The following is a 17,436-nucleotide window of genomic DNA, read 5'->3' as shown; positions in this document are numbered from 1 at the left end:
CTAGAGCTGGACGGGGTAGACGGGCTCGCTGATCCGCGGCACCACGCTGTGCTCGACGAAGATCGCGTGCCACAGCATGAAGATCAGCACGGTCCACAGCCGGCGGCTGTGATCGCTCACGCCGCTTCGGTGCTCGTCGAGCATCCGGCGAACGGCCCCGAGGTCGACCAGGTGACCGGCCTGCGACGCCGCCACCAACTCGTAGGCCCATTCCAGCAGTTCGCCCGCGCGCAGCCAATGCCGGATCGGCACCGGGAACCCCAGCTTGGGCCGGTTCAGCACGTGCGCCGGAACGATGGGCTCCAGCGCGCGCCGCAGGGCGTACTTGGTGGTGGTGCGGGTGATCTTCGCCTCCACCGGCAGCCGGGAGGCGACGGCGAACACCTCGGGATCCAGGAACGGCACCCGAAGCTCCAGCGAGTTGGCCATCGTCATCTTGTCGGCCTTGACCAGAATGTCGCCCCGCAGCCAGGTGAACAGGTCGACGTGCTGCATGCGGGCCACCGGGTCCCAGCCGGTCGACTCGGCATACACAGACGCGGTCACGTCGGTGTGGGTCCATTCCTCGCGGAACCCGGGCAGCACGTCGCGCAGCTGCGCATCGGAGAAGCTGCGGGCATTGCCGTAGTAGCGCTCCTCGAGCGTCAGCGATCCCCGGTGCAGCAGGCTCTTGCCCCGCATGCCCTCGGGCAGCGGTTTGGACGCCCTGCCCATCGACCGCCGCAGCGGCCGCGGCAGATAGTCAAAGGGCTTGAGCGACAACGGCTCCCGGTAGATCGTGTAGCCGCCGAACAGCTCGTCGGCGCCCTCGCCGGACAGCACCACCTTGACGTGCTTGCGGGCCTCGCGGGCGACGAAGAACAGCGGCACCAGCGCCGGGTCGGCGACGGGCTCGTCGAGATACCAGACGATCTCGGGCAGGGCGGCGACGAATTCGTCGGGGCTGACCACCTTGGCGATGTGCCGGGCACCGATCGCCTCCGCCGAGGCCACGGCGACGTCGATCTCGGAGAAGCCCTCCCGCTCGAAGCCGGTGGTGAACGTGATCAGCCGCGAGTTGTGCCGGATCGCCAGCGCCGCGATCGCGGTGGAGTCGATGCCGCCGGACAGGAACGCGCCGACGGTGACGTCGGCGCGCATGTGCTTGGCCACCGAGTCCTCGAGCACCGCGGTGATCTCGTCATAGCGGGCCTGCTCGGTGTCGCGGGCGATAGGCGTGGCGGCAAAACGCGGCACGAAGTAGCGGGTGACCTCCGGCGCCAACCCGGGACGAATCCGCGCGTAGCAGCCCGATTCCAGCCGGCGCACGCCGCGGTGCAGCGTCTCGGGCTCCGGCACGTACTGCAGGACCGTGTAGTGCTGCACGGCGCGGAGATCGATCCCAGTGTCGAAACCCACCAGGTCGGCCAGATCCAGCAGGCATTTCTTCTCGCTGGCCACCGCGGTGCCGCCGGTGCCGGTCGCCATAAACAGCGGCTTGATGCCGAAAGGGTCACGCGCGCAGAACAATTCGCCAGCAACGGTGTCCCACAGCGCGAACGCGAACATGCCGCGCAGCCGCGTCAGCACCCCGGTGCCCCAGTGGTGATAGCCGGCGACGATGGCCTCGCCGTCGCCGTCGGTGGCGAAAACGGCGCCATGCCGGGCGGCCAGCTCCTCGCGCAGCTCGACGTAGTTGTAGATCTCGCCGTTGAACACCAGCACGTAGCGGTCGGGCGCCTCCGGCGGCCCCCAGCGCAGCGGCTGATGCGAACGCGCGATGTCGATGATGGACAGCCGGTTGAAGCCGAAGACGACGGAGCCGTCGCTTAACGGGTCGGTCCAGGTGCCCGGCTCGTCGGGCCCGCGGTGGCGCATCAAATGCAACGAGCGGGCGACGGCGCCATCGGCTTTGGCGGCGTCGGCACCGCTCGGCGCCGCGACGAACGCCAGCAGACCACACACGGCGCCCCAGTATGCCGCACTCGGGCGGCACCCGTGGACGCCGCGCACCCGGCCAACCGTCGCCGGGGTAAGCGGCGTGGTCTACGCTGCGTAGTATTCGATGTCCGAAGCAGGAGGCGCCGACGTGACACCTCGCGAGCAGGTCCGTTCGCAACGCTTGTCGCAGGGCAGATTCCAGCGCGGTTCCGGAGGCGTTCCTCGAGGTCTGTCCCGTCGTCTTCGGCCCCTGGCGCTGGCCGCGACGCTGGGCGTCCTGGCGGTAACCCTGAGCGGATGCAGCTGGTCGGAAGCGCTGGGCATGGGCTGGCCGGAGGGCATCACCCCGCAGGCCCACCTCAACCGGGAGCTGTGGATCGGGGCGGTGATCGCCTCGCTGGTCGTCGGGGTCATCGTGTGGGGCCTCATCTTCTGGTCCTCGGCGTTTCACCGGAAGAAGGCGACCGACACCGAACTGCCTCGGCAGTTCGGCTACAACATGCCGCTGGAGCTGGTGCTCACCGTGACGCCGTTCTTGATCATCTCGGTGTTGTTCTACTTCACCGTGGTGGTGCAGGAGAAGATGCTGCATCTGGCCAAGGACCCCGAGGTCGTGATCGACGTCACTGCCTTCCAATGGAACTGGAAGTTCGGTTACCAGCGCGTCGATTTCAAGGACGGCACGCTGACCTACGACGGCGCCGATCCGGCGCGCAAGAACGCGATGGTCTCCAAGCCGGAAGGCAAGGATGCCCACGGCGAGGAGCTCGTCGGGCCGGTGCGCGGGCTCAACACCGAGGACCGGACCTATCTGAATTTCGACAAGGTCGAAACCCTGGGAACTGCCACCGAAATCCCGGTGCTGGTGCTGCCGGCCGGCAAGCGCGTCGAATTCCGACTGGCGTCCGCGGACGTCGTGCACACCTTCTGGGTGCCGGAGTTCCTGTTCAAGCGCGACGTGATGCCCAACCCCGAGGCGAACAACTCCGTCAACGTGTTCCAGGTCGACGAGATCACCAAGACCGGGGCGTTTGTCGGTCACTGCGCGGAGTTCTGCGGCACCTATCACTCGATGATGAATTTCGAGGTTCGGGTGGTGGCGGCCAACGACTTCAAGGCCTACCTGCAGCAGCGGATCGCCGGAAAGACCAACGCCGAAGCGCTGCAGGCGATCGCCCAGTCCCCGGTGGCGGTGACCACCCACCCGTTCGACACCCGCCGTGGTGAAAAGACCACAAGCCAGTAGGTGAGGACGCAATGCATATCGAAGCGAGGCTGTTCGAATTTATCGCCGCTTTTTTCGTTGTGACGGCGGTGCTGTACGGGGTGCTGACGGCGCTGTTCGCCACCGGCGGCGAGGAGTGGGCGGGCACCACCGCGCTGGCGCTGACCGGTGGCCTGGCGTTGATCACGGCGACCTTCTTCCGGTTCGTGGCACGCCGGCTGGACACCCGGCCCGAGGACTACGAGGGCGCTGAGATCAGCGACGGCGCAGGGGAATTGGGCTTCTTCAGCCCGCACAGTTGGTGGCCGATCCTGGTCGCGCTGTCGGGCTCGGTGGCGGCGACCGGCATTGCACTGTGGCTGCCGTGGTTGATCGTTGCCGGGGTGGTGTTTGTCCTGGCTTCGGCGGCCGGATTGGTCTTCGAGTACTACGTCGGTCCCGAGAAGCACTGATTTGCGTCTCGAAGGTCACAATCCGGGCATCAGTTGATCCGTGGCCCGGTCGCCAAGACTTCTTCGCCCCATTCGGTTCGGTAGGGTTTGCCCAGGCACAATGAGAATCTTCCGAGCGCGCGCGCAACGATGGATCCGCGGAGCCCCGCGCGCTGGTGATGCAGTTGGACAGGGCAGGCAAAGATGAGCGGGCCAAACCCCCCGGGATGGGATCCTGAAGAACCCGATTCCGCCAGCGAGCTCAGCCACGAACCGGATTCCGGCGGCGCGTCCGGCGACGACGTGGAACCCGACGAACTCCATTCCGGCGACCGGCCGGAACCCCTCGACGACAGCGCCGAAATACCGGCCGGCCAGACCGGCCAGACCGACGCCTACTCGCGGGCCTACTCCGCCCCGGAGTCCGAGCATTTCGTCAGCGGCCCATACGTGCCCGCCGATCTCAGGCTTTACGACTACGACAGCTATGACGAGCCGTCCGACTCCGACGAGGAACACGGCGCTCCGCGCTGGCCATGGGTGGTCGGCGTCGCCGCCATCGTGGCCGCGATCGCGCTCGTGGTGTCGGTGTCGCTGCTCGTCACGCGCACCGACACCAGCAAACTCGCCAATCCCGCGACCAGCACCGCGCCGTCGACACCGCCGGTGCAAGACGAAATAACAACCACCACACCGCCACCCCCACCCCCGCCCCCGCCGCCCAGCACCCAGGCCCCAACGGCAACGGAGACCCAGACCGTGACGGTGACGCCGCCCCCGCCCCCGCCGCCGCCCCCGCCGGCTCCTCCGTCTACGACCAACCCGGCGCCGGCGACAACGACGACGGCACCGGCCGCGCCTCCGCCGACCGCGACCACCCCGGCCGGCCCGCGGCAGGTCACCTACTCGGTGACCGGCACCAAAGCCCCGGGCGACATCATTTCGGTCACCTACGTCGACGCCTCCGGGCGGCGGCGCACGCAGCACAACGTGTACATCCCATGGTCGATGACCGTCACGCCGATCTCGAATTCCGACGTCGGCTCGGTCGAGGCGTCGAGCCTTTTCCGGGTCAGCAGGCTCAACTGCTCGATCACCACAAGCGACGGAACGGTGCTGTCGTCCAATACCAACGACGCACCGCAGACGAGCTGCTGATGGTCAGCAGGTATTCGGCATACCGGCGCGGGTCGGACACCGTTCCACCGGACGTCGTCGACCGCATCCTGGTCGGGGCGTGCGCCGCCATCTGGCTGGTGTTGTTGGGCATGAGCGTGGCCGCCGCCGTCGCGCTGGTGGATCTGGGGCGGGGCTTCCACCAGATGGCCAAAAACCCGCACACACCGTGGGTGCTGTACGCCGTCATCATCGTTTCCGCGCTGATCATCGCCGGCGCGATCCCGGTGCTGTTGCGGGCTCGCCGCATGGGCCTGACCGACCCGGCTGCGCGGTCCGCCGGCTCGGCACGCGGGCAGGCCAGGCCCCCGGTCCGCCTCATGTCGCCCGCCCCGCGCACCGCCGCCGAGCGGGCGCGCCAGCAACGGGTGCGGGCGGTGGAGCCGGCGGGCGAGTGGTCCGGCGCGGCTGTGGACCGGGTCTGGTTGCGTGGCACGGTAGTGCTGACGGGCACGATGGGCGCCGCGCTGATCGCGGTCGCGGCGGCGACCTACCTGATGGCCGTCGGCCACGACGGCCCGTCGTGGGTCGGCTACGGGCTGGCCGGGATCGTCACCGCGGCGATGCCGGTGGTCGAGTGGCTACACATTCGGCAGCTGCGCCGCGTGGTTGCCGCGCGCTAGCCGAGTTTCCGGGGCGTCGTCAGGACGCTTTGGCGTACCGGCGAACTAACTCGTCGTCCCCGAACGTGCTCAGATGCTGCACGCCCTTGGCGTCGCGGCAGAAAAATGTCCACCGCCCCGGACTTGTCTGTGGGCCGCTGATCAGCTTGACCGTGTAGCGCAGATGGGTGGGCCGCGTCGTGCCGATGATGTCACCGACCCGGATCTCCGACGGGTGAATCTCGGGTGCGTCGCACCAGTTCTGTATCGCCATGCCCGCCTATCCTCGCGTTAGTTGCTCATACATTACCTTGATTCGCGGCGCGCGCCGACCGAAGCGGATCGGATCGCGCGCCGAAAGGGACAGAGGGCAAGTGCGGCCCTCGTTGGAACGGCTTGTGCAGTGCCCCGAGCAGCGCCGCGGCCACCTCGACGCCGGGTCATGTCGGCGTGCCTGTCCAAGGTGCGCTCGTTAGAGCGGTAGCGTCAAGCCGTCACCTCATATGTCCCGAGATGGCGGAAAGCGGGTCAGTTGCCCGGCCTGTTATGGGGGAGGTGGCCGTGAGCAGATTCGTTGAGTCGATGCTGCGCAGTGCGGAATCGAGTACCCACGGCCTGGTGACTGGCGACCCTGACTCGCCGGTACGGTCCGACTGGGGTGAGGTTCATCAGCGGGCTCGGCGGGTAGCGGGTGGTTTGGCCGCGTTGGGGGTCGGCCCGGGTGATCGAGTGGGTGTGCTGGCCGGTGCCCCGGTGGAGATCGCGCCGACCGCGCAGGGTGTTTGGTTGCGGGGCGCGTGTTTGACGATGTTGCATCAGCCAACGCCGCGCACCGATCTGCAGGCGTGGGCGCACGACACGTTGGCGGTCATCGCCATGATCGAGGCGACGGTGGTGATCGTGTCGGATCCGTTCATGGCCGTCGTGGCGGTGCTGTCCGAGCACGGCGTTACCGTCGTGACGATCGCCGAGCTGTTGACCGCCGCGCCGATCAACGTCGTGGGCAGCGATGAGGACGATCTGGCGCTGTTGCAGTTGACGTCTGGCTCGACGGGCTGCCCCAAAGCGGTGGCGATCACCCATGCCAATGTGATCGCCAACGCCGAGGCGATGTTCGTCGGCGCCCAGCATGACCTGGATACCGATGTGATCGTGAGCTGGTTGCCGCTGTTTCATGACATGGGTATGACTGGGTTTTTGACGGTGCCGATGTTGTTCGGTGCCGAGTTGGTCAAGGTCACGCCGGTCGACTTCTTGGCGGATATCTTGTTGTGGCCCAAGCTGATTGACAAGTACCGGGCGACGATGACCGCGGCGCCGAACTTTGCTTACGCATTGCTGGCGAAGCGGTTACGCCGGCATGCGAGGCCCGGTGATTTTGATTTGTCGTCGTTACGGTGGGCGTTATCGGGTTCCGAACAGGTCGAACCGACCGATGTGGAGGATCTCTGTGCGGCCGGGGCGTCGTTCGGCCTGCGTCCCGAGGCGATTTTGCCGGCCTACGGGATGGCCGAAACCACTGTGGCGGTGTCGTTTTCGCAATGCGGCCGCGGACTGGTGGTTGATGAGGTGGACGCCGACATGCTCGCGGTGCTGCGCCGGGCAGTGCCCGCCACCACCGGCAATACCCGCCGGCTGGCGTCGCTGGGGCCATTGTTGAACGGCATACAGGCCCGCATCGTTGACGAGGATGGCGCCGTCGAGCCAATCCGCGGTGTGGGGCTCATCGAGGTACGGGGGGATCCGGTCACATCCGGATATGTCACGGCGGCCGGTTTTGTGGCCGCCCAAGATGACCAGGGATGGTTCAACACCGGGGATCTGGGTTATCTCACCGAGCAGGGCCACGTCGTGGTCTGCGGCCGGGCCAAGGACGTGATTATCATGGCCGGACGCAACATCTACCCCACTGACGTAGAACGTGCGGCCGGGCGAGTCATGGGCGTGCGTGCGGGCTGCGCGGCCGCCGTGCGGCTCGACGCCGGCCATTCCCGGGAATCGTTTGCCGTGGCCGTGGAATCGAACAACGTCGACGACCCAGCGCAGGTGCGGCGCATCAAGCACGAGGTGGCCCACGAAGTCGTCACCGAAGTCGCGGCGCGGCCACGCAATGTGGTGGTGCTGGCCCCGGGCGCCATCCCCAAGACACCGTCGGGAAAGCTGCGCCGGGCTTACGCGCTGTCATTGGTTACCTGATGGCGCTTGGTGGGTCGCTGGTGGCGTAGCGTCAGGGGCGAGCCGTTTCGTTGTCAGCGGTGGTCCGCCGCGATCGTCGCGGGTGACACCCACAGGCAATGTGATCCCTCCGTCCGCGCCGCGACCGCGGGGCGACGATGCCGAGTTTGAAGGGAACCGCCCGTGGATTGTGCAACCCTCCCTGTCCCGCGATCAGACATTCCAAGTCTGGCTCTCGTGCACAGCAGGCACGTACCGTGAAACCCGCGTCCACAGCGACGCCTCCGATGACCCGCCCGTTCGGGGGCCGCGGCCGGGCCAATCCGGTCCGGCTGGCGGTGGCCCGCGAGCTCGGGCGCACCATCGACGGCGCGTGGTGGCCACGCGCGGACCGCATCACCAACGAACTACCCGACCTTGTCGCGGTCCTGACTCCCGTGCTCGGAGACATCACCTCCATCAACGTCAACTGGCCACCGTTACAACGGCCACCCGACTTCAACTGGCCGGGATGGGAACACAAACGCCAGCACGTGATGACCGTCAACGGCGGTGATGCCTGCGCGAACCTGCTCATCATCCCGTACGCGACCTACAGCGCGCTTGCCCTGATGGTGCTGCGCTGCGCCGCCGACCTGCCCGTCAATGCCGCCGACCGGGACAAACCCGCCTACCTCACCGCGGGCTCGATCCTGCGGGCCGCCCTGCAACAGCGCGCCTCCGGCTGTCATTAGCAGTCTGGTCCGTGAGTTTGTCGGCGGTCGGGCCGCGGTTTGGGCCACGATGCGCCGAAATCAACGGTGGCGCGGGAAAGTTCGAGGTAGGCGGCACGCTACCGTCGATCTCAACGCAGGGAAGTAAGCCCCGACGAACTGACGGACCAGACCATTAGCCCTCGGGGATGCCCGACCGTCGTCTAGTGCTCGCCGTTCGGGGAAGGGGAACCGGCGATGCTCTCCTGGTGTTCGCGCAGCGCGGTCAGAGCCCGTTGCTCGGCGGCGTGCTCCGCCTCGCGCAGCGCCGTGTCCTCGGACGCCGGATCGGCGAACAAGAAGCTGCCGGCACCCGGTGACCCCGCCGAGCCCAGCTTGTTCATTCGCTTGGGCAGCGGCGCGCCCTGGTACTCCAGCGGTATCGGGTGGCCGTGGTCGTCGACGGGGCCGAGCGGCTGGTGCAGCTCGATGTAGGCGCCGTGCGGCAGCCGCTTGATAATGCCCGTCTCGACGCCATGCTCGAGCACCGACCGGTCGCTGCGCTGCAGCCCGAGGCACCACCGGTAGGTGATGAAGTAGACGAACGGCGGCAGGATCACCATCCCGATGCGCCCGATCCACGTCGTCGCATTCAGCGAGATGTGGAACTTGAAGGCGATGATGTCGTTCATCGCCGCGAGGGTGAGCACCATGTAGAAGCTGATCGCCATGGCGCCGATCGACGTGCGCACCGGAACGTCCCGCGGCCGCTGCAGCAAATTGTGGTGCGCGTAGTCGCCGCTGAACCGCTTCTCCAGGAACGGGTAGATGATCAGCAGGATGAACACCGCGCCCATGATCAGCGCGACCCAGACCACCGCGGGAATGGTGTGATGCCAGAAGTAGAACTCCCACGGCGGCCAGATGCGGGCCAGGCCCTCGGTCCACATCATGTAGAAGTCCGGCTGCGAGCCGGCCGACACCTGAGATGGCTTGTAGGGCCCCAGGTTCCAGATCGGGTTGATCTGTAACAGGCCGCCCATCAGGCCCAGCACGCCGACGATGGCCGCGAAGAACGCGCCGGACTTGACCGCGAAGATCGGCATCACCCGCACGCCGACGACGTTGTGCTCGGTGCGGCCGGGACCGGGGAACTGGGTGTGCTTCTGGAACCACACCAACGCCAGGTGCAGCCCGATCAGGGCCAGGATGATCCCCGGCAGCAGCAAAATGTGCAGCGCGTAGAGCCGGGGGATCAAGATGGTGCCCGGGAAGTCGCCGCCGAACAGCGCCCAGTGCAGCCAGGTCCCGATCACCGGCATGCCCAGCGTGATCGACGACAGCGCGGCCCGCAGGCCGATGCCCGACAGCAGGTCGTCGGGCAGCGAGTAGCCGAAGTAGCCCTCGAACATGGCCAGGATCAGCAGCAGCGACCCGATCACCCAGTTGGCCTCGCGGGGCCGCCGGAACGCCCCGGTGAAGAAGATGCGCGCCAGGTGCACCATGATCGCCGCGGCGAACATCAACGCGGCCCAGTGGTGGATCTGGCGGACGAACAGGCCGCCCCGGACCTCGAAGGAGATGTTCAGCGCCGATTCGTAGGCCCGCGACATCTCGACCCCACGCAGCGGTTGGTAGACGCCGTTGTAGGTGACCTCGGTCATCGACGGGTCGAAGAACAGCGTCAGGTACACGCCGGTGATCAGCAGGATGATGAAGCTGTACAACGCGATTTCGCCGAGCAGGAACGACCAGTGCGTGGGGAAGACCTTGTTGAGCTGTCTGCGCACCGCCGCCGACGGGTGATACCGCGTGTCGATGTCCTCGCCCTGGCGGGCCAGGACATCACCGATCTTCGGGGGACTCAGTTTCGGACTCATGTCGTGCGCTCCCAGAATGCCGGTCCGACGGGCTCGACGAAGTCGCCGTTGGCGACCAGATACCCGTTGGTGTCGATGGTGATGGGCAGTTGCGCCAACGCGCGCGCCGCCGGACCGAAAATCGGCTTGGCGTAATGCAATGCGTCGAACTGCGACTGGTGACACGGGCACAGGATTCGGTAGGACTGCTCTTCGTACAGCGACGACGGGCAGCCCAGATGCGAGCACACCTTGGTGAAGGCGAAGAACTCGCCGAAGTTGAAGCTCTCCTGGCCCTGGCGTTTGACCACCCGGCCCATGTCGCTGGGCCGGATCCGGATCAGCATCACCGGGTTGCGGATACCCATCTTGATCGCTGACAGCTTCTCGTGCGATTCCGCGGTGGTGCCGTCGCCGTCGGACTCGCGCCACGGGAAGACGGTTTCCATGCCGCCGGCGTCCATGTCTTCGGGGCGCATCTTGACGAACGGCGCACCGGAGTGCGAGCCGGTGGCCCGCGCCAGGTAGATGGTCTCGCCGTGGTAGCGCGGGGTCCAGCCCGACGTCCACAGCACGGCCTTCATGCCGTCGGCGGTGGGCACCACCGGCTTCCACGGGTTCTTGATCAGACCGCCGGCAAACGCGACCAGGGTGCTCAGGCCGAACGCGCCCAGGCCCATGCCCAACGACAGCCCGATCAGCTTGCGTCGCCCGATCGTGGAACCCTGGTAGGCGTCGGCCAGGTTCGCCACGACCGTCTTGCGGTCGACCTCGCGGGACGCGCCATCGTGGCGTTGTTGGATCGAGATCTCTTCCGGGATAAACCTTTTCTGGAAAAGGATCGCGCCGACGGCGATCGACAGGATGGACAGCCCGAAGGTCAGGCCGTACAGCGGCGTGGCCAGCGAGTACAGGAAGTTGCCCGCGGCCTCCTTGGGTTTGTACTCCCACGGCCAGAACAGGAAGACGAGCAGCAGGGCCAGCCCGAACCCGCCGCCCAGCAAAAGCCACCGCGCCACCGAGCGCTCGGCGCGCTTTTCGGCTTTGGTGCCCTCGGCCGGCCAGCGGGGCTCCTTGAAGACGGTCTCGACACCGTCGAGTTTGCCGCCCAGCGCCACCAGCTCCTGCTGCGACATCACGGCCAGCGCCGCCTCGTCGGGCTCCTGCGCGCCCTTGTTGGACAAGTCGCTCATGATGATCGCGCCCCAATCCACAGTGCCAGCCCGATGGCGGCGATCATCCCGATGATCCACATGGCCATGCCCTCGGGCGCGGGTCCGAAGCCGCCGAGGCCGTAGCCGCCCGGCTGGCGCTCTTCGCTGACCGTCTTGACGTAGCCGATGATGTCCTTCTTGGCGTCGAAGGAGAGCTGGCGATCGGAGAACTTCGGCATGCTCTGCGGGCCGGTCAGCATCGCGGTGAGGATTTGCTGCTCGTTGGCGGGACCCAGGTCGGGCGCGTACTTACCGGACGACAACGCGCCGCCCTTGCCGGTGAAGTTGTGGCAGGAGGCGCAGTTGAGCCGGAACAGGTCGCCGCCGCGGCCCAGGTCGTCGCCGCGCAGCGACCGCATCGCGAGGCTGCCGTCGGGGTTGCGGACCACGGTGGGACCACCGCCGTTGGCTTGCACGAAGGCGCCGACCGCGTCGATCTGAGACTCGTCGAAGATCGGCTCTTTGCGCGGCGCCTGGGCCTCGCCGCGCATGGCGGGCATCCGGCCGGTGGACACCTGGAAGTAGACGGCCGCCTCGCCGACGCCGATCAGGCTCGGCCCGTGGTCGGGCACGCCTTGCAGGTTGGCGCCGTGGCAGGACACGCAGGAGGTGTCGAACAGCTGCTTGCCGGTGCGCAGCAGCGCCGATGACGACTCGTCGGCCACCGCCACCTGCGGGGTGGGGGTCAGCACGGCGGCCAGACCGCCGGCGATGGTCAGCGCGATCAGCAGCAGCAGCCCGCCCGACAACCGGCGGCGAAGGCGCCGCCGCGCACGATCGCTTCGCTGACCCCGCGGCTTACCGGGAAATCGGGTTGACCTCAGTTTCTTCAACCGAGCACTCCTGTTCGGTGGCTGCCTGCTTAACGGATGAAATAGATCACGGTGAACAGCGCGATCCACACGATGTCGACGAAATGCCAGTAGTAGGAGACGACGATGCTGGCCGTCGCCTGCGCCGGGGTGAACTTGCTCATCGCGGTGCGGGCCAACAGGAAGATGAAGGCGATCAGCCCGCCCGTGACGTGCAGGCCGTGGAAGCCGGTGGCCAGGTAGAACACGCTGCCGTAGGCGCTGCCCGGGATGGTGGTGCCGTGGGTCGACAGGTGGTAGTACTCGTAGCCCTGCCCGAGGACGAAGAACAGGCCCATCAGGAACGTGATCACGTACCAGCGGCGCAGCCCGAACACGTCGCCGCGCTCGGCGGCGAACACGCCCATCTGGCAGGTGAACGACGACGCGATCAGCACCAGCGTCACCGGGACGGCCTGGTAGAGGTTCAGCTCGGTGGGCGGCGGCGGCCACTTCCCGCCGGCCTGGGCCCGCGCGGTGAAATACATCGCGAACAGGCCAGCAAAGAACATGAGTTCGCTGGAAAGCCAAACTATGGTGCCGACACTAACCATGTTGGGCCGATTCAGCGAATGCACTCGCGACGTGATCGCGGTACCGGAGGTCCCCACAGCGCTGGTCACATCCGCAAGTATGACGCTTTGTAGTTGTCGAACTCTACCCGGGTCAGAAATTTGATCGGCCGCGTCGTTTTCGGCGCGGTTGGGGGGCGCTCGGTCCTCGTGGGACCATCGGCGCGTGCCCGCGCCATCCGAAGGCTCGTTTCCCGGGCCCGCGCCGTCGTGGCCGCGGGTCCTGGGTCGGTTGATGGGCGGTCGGGAATTGGCGTGGGGCCAGGCCGCCTGGGCCATGGACCAGATCATGGCCGGCGACGCGAGCCCGGCCCAGATTGCCGCGTTTGCGGTGGCGATGACGATGAAGGTCCCCACCGCGGCCGAGGTCAGCGAGCTGGCCGACGTCATGCTGCGCCACGCCCGCGCGTTTCCCGCCGACGCGACGCGCGGTGATGCCGTTGACATCGTCGGCACCGGCGGCGACGGGGTCAACACCGTCAACCTGTCCACCATGGCGTCGATCGTGGTCGCCGCCGCCGGCGTGCCGGTGGTCAAACACGGCAACCGGGCGTCGTCGTCGCTGTCGGGCGGCGCCGACACGCTGGAGGCGCTCGGGGTGCGCATCGACCTGGGGCCCGAGCAGGTCGCGCGCAGTCTCGCCGAAGTCGGCATCGGGTTCTGCTTCGCGCCGCTGTTTCATCCGTCGTACCGGCACGCGTCCGCGGTGCGCCGTGAGATCGGGGTGCCCACGGTATTCAATCTCCTTGGGCCGCTGACCAATCCGGCCAGGCCGCGGGCCGGGTTGATCGGCTGCGCGTTCGCCGACCTGGCCGAGGTGATGGCGGGGGTGTTCGCGGCGCGCCGATCCAGCGTGCTGGTGGTGCACGGCGACGACGGGCTCGACGAGCTGACCACCACGACCACGAGCACGATCTGGCGGGTGCAGGCCGGCACGGTGGACCGGCTGACGTTCGATCCGGCCGGCTTCGGGTTCGCCCGCGCCGAGCTGCACGAGCTGCTGGGCGGTGACGCGCAGGCCAACGCCGCGGAGGCGCGCGCGGTGCTGTCCGGCGCCAAGGGCCCGGTCCGCGACGCCGTCGTGCTCAACGCCGCCGGGGCGATCGTCGCCCATGCCGGCCTATCCAGCCGCGCCGAATGGTTGCCGGCGTGGGAGGACGGGCTGGCGCGGGCCGGCGCGGCCATCGACTCCGGCGCGGCCGAACAGCTGCTCGCGCGATGGGTGCGGTTCGGCCAGCAGGTCTGAGTCGGCCTGGCGACGATGCGGCCCGTCCGCCGGGCCGGGGAGGAGCCGGGCAATCGGGCTCGGCGCTTGCGCGCCCGCCAGCCGGGCCGAGCGCGCCAGCGCCGCCCACCCCGCCCAGGCGCCGGCCGACCGCAGCGGCGAGGCCCATCCGTCGTCGTCGGCCACTCGCACGATGCGCACCCCGGGGGTGGCCAGCCAGCGCGCGATGAGCGCGGTCTCCTCGACCGGCGCGCCGCCGAGCGGCGCCGCCGCCCGCAGGATCGCCTGTGCGCCAGCGTGAATCGCGTCGACCACCGGCATCGGCGGCACCCCGCGCTTGGCGGTGCCGGCCGCGGCGAGCTGGCCGTATCGGACGACGGCGAGGTGGTAGCCGCTTTGACCGTCCGGCGCGGCGGCGATCAGCTCGGGCAGCGCGGCCAGCGCGCGTAGCCGCTGGCCGCGCCACAGGACGTCGATCGCGGCGGCGGTGCGGTCGCGCAGCCGCGCGGCGCTCTCGAACTGACGGCGCTCGGCGAGCGCGGCAACCTGGCGCACGGCGGCGGCCAGCGCGCCGTCGTCCAGGCCGTCGATCAGCGCCGCGGCGCGCGCCACGGCCGCCGCATATTGGGTGGCGGTGACGTCGCGGGCGGCGGGGCAGGGCGACACTTCGGCCTCGGGGCAGGCCGGCCCGTGCAGGGCCGAACGTCCCAGTCGCGCGGTGCAGGTCCGGACGCCGGTGAACCGCGCCAGCAGGTCCGCCGTCTCGGTGGCGTCGGTGCGGGACCGAAACGGGCCGACGGCGCGGTCGTGCCGCGGCGCCCGGACCGCCGCCAGCCGCGGAAACGCCTCGTCGGTCAGCGCCAGCCACCACCAGCGCCGCGGGAACCTCGACCGGCGGTTGTACGGCGGGGCGTGGGCGGCCAGCATCCGCAGTTCGCGGACCCCGGCCTCCAGCGGGTGCGCGCACTCGACGTGGTCGACCGCGGTGGCCAGCGCGACCATCTCCTTCATCCGGCCGCGGGGATCGGCGCCGGTGAAGTACTGGCTCACCCGGCGGCGCAGGTCGACGGCGGTGCCGACGTAGAGCGTCTCGCCGCCCGGCCCGCGGAACAGGTAGACCCCGGGCCGGTGCGGTAGGCCCTCGGCGAGCGCCCTTTTGCGGCGCTGGGCCGGCGTCACGTCGGGCAGATACGAGCGCAGGTCGGCGAGGGTGCGCACGCCCTGGTTGCCCACCCGCTCGATGAGCGCGTGTAGCACGTCGACGGTGGCGCGGGCGTCGTCGAGGGCGCGGTGGGTGGGTTGGGTCGCGACGGCGAACAGCCGCGCCAGCGCGGCGAGCCGCACGCTGGGCGCCTCCTCTCGGGACAGCACCCGGCGGGCCAGCCGGACCGTGCACAGCACCTGCGGCCGGGGCCAGGCGATGTCGCATCGCCGGGCGGCGGCCCGCAGGAATCCGACGTCGAACCCGGCGTTGTGGGCGACCAGCACCGCGCCGCCGGCGAATTCGAAGAACATCGGCAGCACGGCGTCGATGGCCGGGGCGTCACACACCATCGCCGTGGTGATGCCGGTGAGTTGCACGACCTGCGGCGGGATGTCGCGGCGCGGGTCGACCAGGGTGGCGAACTCGCCGAGCACGACGCCGCCGCGGACCTTGACCGCCCCGATCTCGGTGATGGCGTCGGCGGGTGTCCCTCCGGTGCTTTTGGTGCGCCCGCCGGTGGTCTCCAGGTCCACCACGACGAAAGTGGTTTCCCGCAGCGGGACGTCGTCGGCAGGAGGTCCCAGGTCGGCGAAACTCAGCTGAGTCGCGCCGGCTGCACCCATGGCCGCGACGTTAGGCATGCCCACCGACAGGCGCGGATTCCCACGCCGGGAGAGAGATGTCGGTGCCCGCGGTTAGCGTCCAGGCCAGCGCGACTCAAGCGTGCGGAAGGCCAGACGAAAGGACCGCCCCGATGGAACACGAACCCCTGGTGATCGACTGCGATAGCTGCGCGGTGCGCGGCCCCGGATGCCGCGATTGCGTGGTGAGCGTGTTACTCGGGGTCCCGGAAACGTTATTGGAGGACGAACGCGCCGCATTGGAAGTGCTCGCCGACGTCGGATTGGCGCCGAGATTGCGCCTGGTGCCGATTCGCCGCGACCGTGGGTCCGGTGTCGCTTAAATGCCCCGCGCGCCGGGACCGCCGAATCGCCTCGATCTACGCGCCGTCACCCACAAACTAATGACAGAAATCTTTCCATTTTCTTAACGATCCGCTTTGGACAAACGCCGATATCGTTTCGTAACCTGTTTGAGACCTAAACCCAGCTCGACGGCGCCCCGTCGATGGCCGTTTAAGGAAGCAAAATTTTGAGGCTCGTCCTTAGGTACCCGTGTGCGCGTGTCCTCACACGTTCCGCCCTCGGTACGTTAGCGGGCTTGACCGTCTTCTCGGGAATCCTTGCCGCGAATTCGGTGGCCGATCCGGCGGATGACGCGCTGGCAAAGCTCACCGAGCTGTCTCGCCAGGCCGAACAGACCACGGAGGCGATGCACAGCGCCCAGCTCGACCTGAACGACAAGCTGGCGGCCGAGCGCGCGGCGGAGAAGAAGCACGCCGATGACCAGGCGGCCGTGGACGGGGCGAAGGCCCGCCTGGCCGCATTCCAGGGCGCTGTCAACAAGCTTGCCGCGGCGACGTACATGGGTGGTCGGGTCGACGGCATGGAGGCCATGCTGACCGCGCAATCACCCCAGGGCCTGATCGACAAGCTGGCCGTGCAGCGGTTGATGGCGACCCAAATGCGCACGCAGATGGCGGGTTACCGGGTTGCCGGTGAGCAGGCCGCCGCGGCCGAGCAGGCGTCCGCCAAGTCCGCCGCCGACGCGAAGAGCGCGGCCGAGCAGGCGGCCGCGGTCCGGGCGAGCCTGCAGTCCAAGCAGAGCCAGCTGCAGGTGCAGATCGCCGTCGTCAAGTCGCAGTACCTGGCCCTGTCGCCGCAGCAGCGCACCGCGCTCGCCGAGCCCGGGCCCCTCCCGGCGGGTGGCCCGGCGCCGCAGGCGTTGCCGCCCGGCGCGCCGCCACCCGGCGGGCAGGCACCGGGTGAGGCCCCGCCGCCCGGCGGACTGCCCGGAATGCTTCCCGGCGGCGGCGACCGCGGGACCGTCGTGCAAGCGGCCTTGACCCAGGTCGGGGCGCCGTACGCGTGGGGCGGTGCCGCACCGGGCGGGTTCGACTGCTCCGGATTGGTGATGTGGGCGTTCCAGCAGGCCGGCATCTCGCTGCCGCACTCCAGCCAGGCGCTGGCCCACGGCGGCCAGCCGGTGGCGCTGTCGGATCTGCAGCCCGGCGACGTGCTGACCTTCTATTCCGACGCGTCACATGCCGGGATCTACGTCGGCGACGGCATGATGATCCATTCCTCCACCTACGGCGTGCCGGTGCGGGTGGTGCCGATGAACTCTTCTGGTCCGATCTACGACGCCCGCCGCTACTGAGCTTCCCGGC

At 68.5% G+C, this 17,436-nt stretch carries 15 protein-coding genes and 1 pseudogene; 9 read left to right on the top strand and 7 right to left on the bottom strand.

All coding sequences use genetic code 11. The features are described from left to right. Positions 1 to 1,944, bottom strand: a complete 1,944-nt coding sequence (asnB, locus tag K3U93_RS14590; protein WP_083012867.1) for an asparagine synthase (glutamine-hydrolyzing) — start codon at positions 1,942 to 1,944, stop codon at positions 1 to 3. 124 nt (positions 1,945 to 2,068) lie between these two features. Between asnB and ctaC the strand changes: the two genes are divergently transcribed. The 4 genes from ctaC to K3U93_RS14570 all read left to right on the top strand — a co-directional run bounded on the left by ctaC (position 2,069) and on the right by K3U93_RS14570 (position 5,375). Next, positions 2,069 to 3,166: an aa3-type cytochrome oxidase subunit II gene (gene ctaC, locus K3U93_RS14585; protein WP_071509577.1), complete on the top strand. Its 1,098-nt coding sequence runs from the start codon at positions 2,069 to 2,071 to the stop codon at positions 3,164 to 3,166. A gap of 11 nt (positions 3,167 to 3,177) precedes the next feature. Beyond that, positions 3,178 to 3,597, top strand: coding sequence for a cytochrome c oxidase subunit 4 (locus K3U93_RS14580; protein ID WP_071509578.1), 420 nt, complete (start codon positions 3,178 to 3,180; stop codon positions 3,595 to 3,597). Positions 3,598 to 3,780: 183 nt separating this feature from the next. Beyond that, a complete protein-coding gene (locus tag K3U93_RS14575; protein ID WP_220688542.1) occupies positions 3,781 to 4,734 on the top strand; it encodes an MmpS family transport accessory protein in 954 nt (317 codons plus the stop codon). After that, positions 4,734 to 5,375, top strand: coding sequence for a DUF2561 family protein (locus K3U93_RS14570; RefSeq protein ID WP_220688541.1), 642 nt, complete (start codon positions 4,734 to 4,736; stop codon positions 5,373 to 5,375). The genes K3U93_RS14575 and K3U93_RS14570 overlap by 1 nt, the downstream gene beginning before the upstream one ends. Before the next feature lie 19 nt (positions 5,376 to 5,394). Here K3U93_RS14570 and K3U93_RS14565 read toward each other — a convergent pair whose 3' ends face one another. After that, on the bottom strand, positions 5,395 to 5,628 hold the full coding sequence (locus tag K3U93_RS14565; protein WP_071512022.1) for a hypothetical protein: 234 nt from the start codon (positions 5,626 to 5,628) through the stop codon (positions 5,395 to 5,397). Between the two features lie 287 nt (positions 5,629 to 5,915). On the opposite strand from K3U93_RS14565, the gene K3U93_RS14560 reads away from it, so the two are divergent. Both K3U93_RS14560 and K3U93_RS14555 read left to right on the top strand, forming a co-directional pair. Further along, a complete protein-coding gene (locus tag K3U93_RS14560) occupies positions 5,916 to 7,550 on the top strand; it encodes a fatty acyl-AMP ligase (RefSeq protein ID WP_083012963.1) in 1,635 nt (544 codons plus the stop codon). Between the two features lie 266 nt (positions 7,551 to 7,816). Further along, entirely contained in the window at positions 7,817 to 8,263 is a 447-nt protein-coding gene (locus K3U93_RS14555) for a DUF5994 family protein (protein WP_071512023.1), read from the top strand. A 182-nt stretch (positions 8,264 to 8,445) separates the two neighbouring features. On the opposite strand, the gene qcrB is transcribed toward K3U93_RS14555, so the two are convergent. The 4 genes from qcrB to ctaE are packed head-to-tail and all read right to left on the bottom strand — an operon-like array spanning position 8,446 to position 12,768. Next, positions 8,446 to 10,101 carry a cytochrome bc1 complex cytochrome b subunit gene (qcrB, locus tag K3U93_RS14550; protein ID WP_071512024.1) on the bottom strand — a complete coding sequence of 552 codons (1,656 nt, stop codon included), beginning with the start codon at positions 10,099 to 10,101 and terminating at the stop codon, positions 8,446 to 8,448. After that, on the bottom strand, positions 10,098 to 11,273 hold the full coding sequence (qcrA, locus tag K3U93_RS14545) for a cytochrome bc1 complex Rieske iron-sulfur subunit (protein ID WP_083012960.1): 1,176 nt from the start codon (positions 11,271 to 11,273) through the stop codon (positions 10,098 to 10,100). Before qcrA ends, qcrB begins: the two co-directional genes overlap by 4 nt. Beyond that, positions 11,270 to 12,127, bottom strand: coding sequence for a cytochrome bc1 complex diheme cytochrome c subunit (gene qcrC / locus K3U93_RS14540; protein WP_083012955.1), 858 nt, complete (start codon positions 12,125 to 12,127; stop codon positions 11,270 to 11,272). The genes qcrA and qcrC overlap by 4 nt, the downstream gene beginning before the upstream one ends. A 29-nt stretch (positions 12,128 to 12,156) precedes the next feature. Continuing rightward, a complete protein-coding gene (gene ctaE, locus K3U93_RS14535) occupies positions 12,157 to 12,768 on the bottom strand; it encodes an aa3-type cytochrome oxidase subunit III (protein WP_071512026.1) in 612 nt (203 codons plus the stop codon). 184 nt (positions 12,769 to 12,952) lie between these two features. Between ctaE and trpD the strand changes: the two genes are divergently transcribed. Continuing rightward, positions 12,953 to 13,963, top strand: a complete 1,011-nt coding sequence (gene trpD, locus K3U93_RS24950) for an anthranilate phosphoribosyltransferase (protein ID WP_230981684.1) — start codon at positions 12,953 to 12,955, stop codon at positions 13,961 to 13,963. On the opposite strand, the pseudogene K3U93_RS14530 reads toward trpD, so the two are convergent. Further along, positions 13,901 to 15,769 (bottom strand): annotated as a pseudogene (locus tag K3U93_RS14530) (DEDD exonuclease domain-containing protein); the annotation flags it as partial. The gene trpD and the pseudogene K3U93_RS14530 sit on opposite strands and share 63 nt — an antisense overlap. A 131-nt stretch (positions 15,770 to 15,900) precedes the next feature. Between K3U93_RS14530 and K3U93_RS14525 the strand changes: the two are divergent. Continuing rightward, positions 15,901 to 16,110, top strand: coding sequence for a hypothetical protein (locus K3U93_RS14525; protein ID WP_338156875.1), 210 nt, complete (start codon positions 15,901 to 15,903; stop codon positions 16,108 to 16,110). Positions 16,111 to 16,298: 188 nt separating this feature from the next. Beyond that, entirely contained in the window at positions 16,299 to 17,426 is a 1,128-nt protein-coding gene (gene ripC / locus K3U93_RS14520; RefSeq protein ID WP_083012947.1) for a peptidoglycan hydrolase RipC, read from the top strand. The last annotated feature ends 10 nt before the right edge of the window (positions 17,427 to 17,436 follow it).

The organism is Mycobacterium malmoense (genome assembly GCF_019645855.1).
In the GTDB taxonomy this organism is placed as follows: domain Bacteria; phylum Actinomycetota; class Actinomycetes; order Mycobacteriales; family Mycobacteriaceae; genus Mycobacterium; species Mycobacterium malmoense.
The sequence above is the reverse complement of the archived record's forward strand: the minus strand, read 5'-3'. Positions and strand labels throughout refer to the sequence as shown.

Coding starts and splice junctions, on each gene's coding strand:
- K3U93_RS14580 (WP_071509578.1), top strand. CDS start 3,178: ATGCATATCGAAGCGAGGCTGTTCGAATTTATCGCCGCTTTTTTCGTT.
- K3U93_RS14575 (WP_220688542.1), top strand. CDS start 3,781: ATGAGCGGGCCAAACCCCCCGGGATGGGATCCTGAAGAACCCGATTCC.
- K3U93_RS14570 (WP_220688541.1), top strand. CDS start 4,734: ATGGTCAGCAGGTATTCGGCATACCGGCGCGGGTCGGACACCGTTCCA.
- K3U93_RS14565 (WP_071512022.1), bottom strand. CDS start 5,628: ATGGCGATACAGAACTGGTGCGACGCACCCGAGATTCACCCGTCGGAG.
- K3U93_RS14555 (WP_071512023.1), top strand. CDS start 7,817: ATGACCCGCCCGTTCGGGGGCCGCGGCCGGGCCAATCCGGTCCGGCTG.
- qcrB (WP_071512024.1), bottom strand. CDS start 10,101: ATGAGTCCGAAACTGAGTCCCCCGAAGATCGGTGATGTCCTGGCCCGC.
- qcrA (WP_083012960.1), bottom strand. CDS start 11,273: ATGAGCGACTTGTCCAACAAGGGCGCGCAGGAGCCCGACGAGGCGGCG.
- trpD (WP_230981684.1), top strand. CDS start 12,953: ATGGGCGGTCGGGAATTGGCGTGGGGCCAGGCCGCCTGGGCCATGGAC.
- K3U93_RS14525 (WP_338156875.1), top strand. CDS start 15,901: ATGGAACACGAACCCCTGGTGATCGACTGCGATAGCTGCGCGGTGCGC.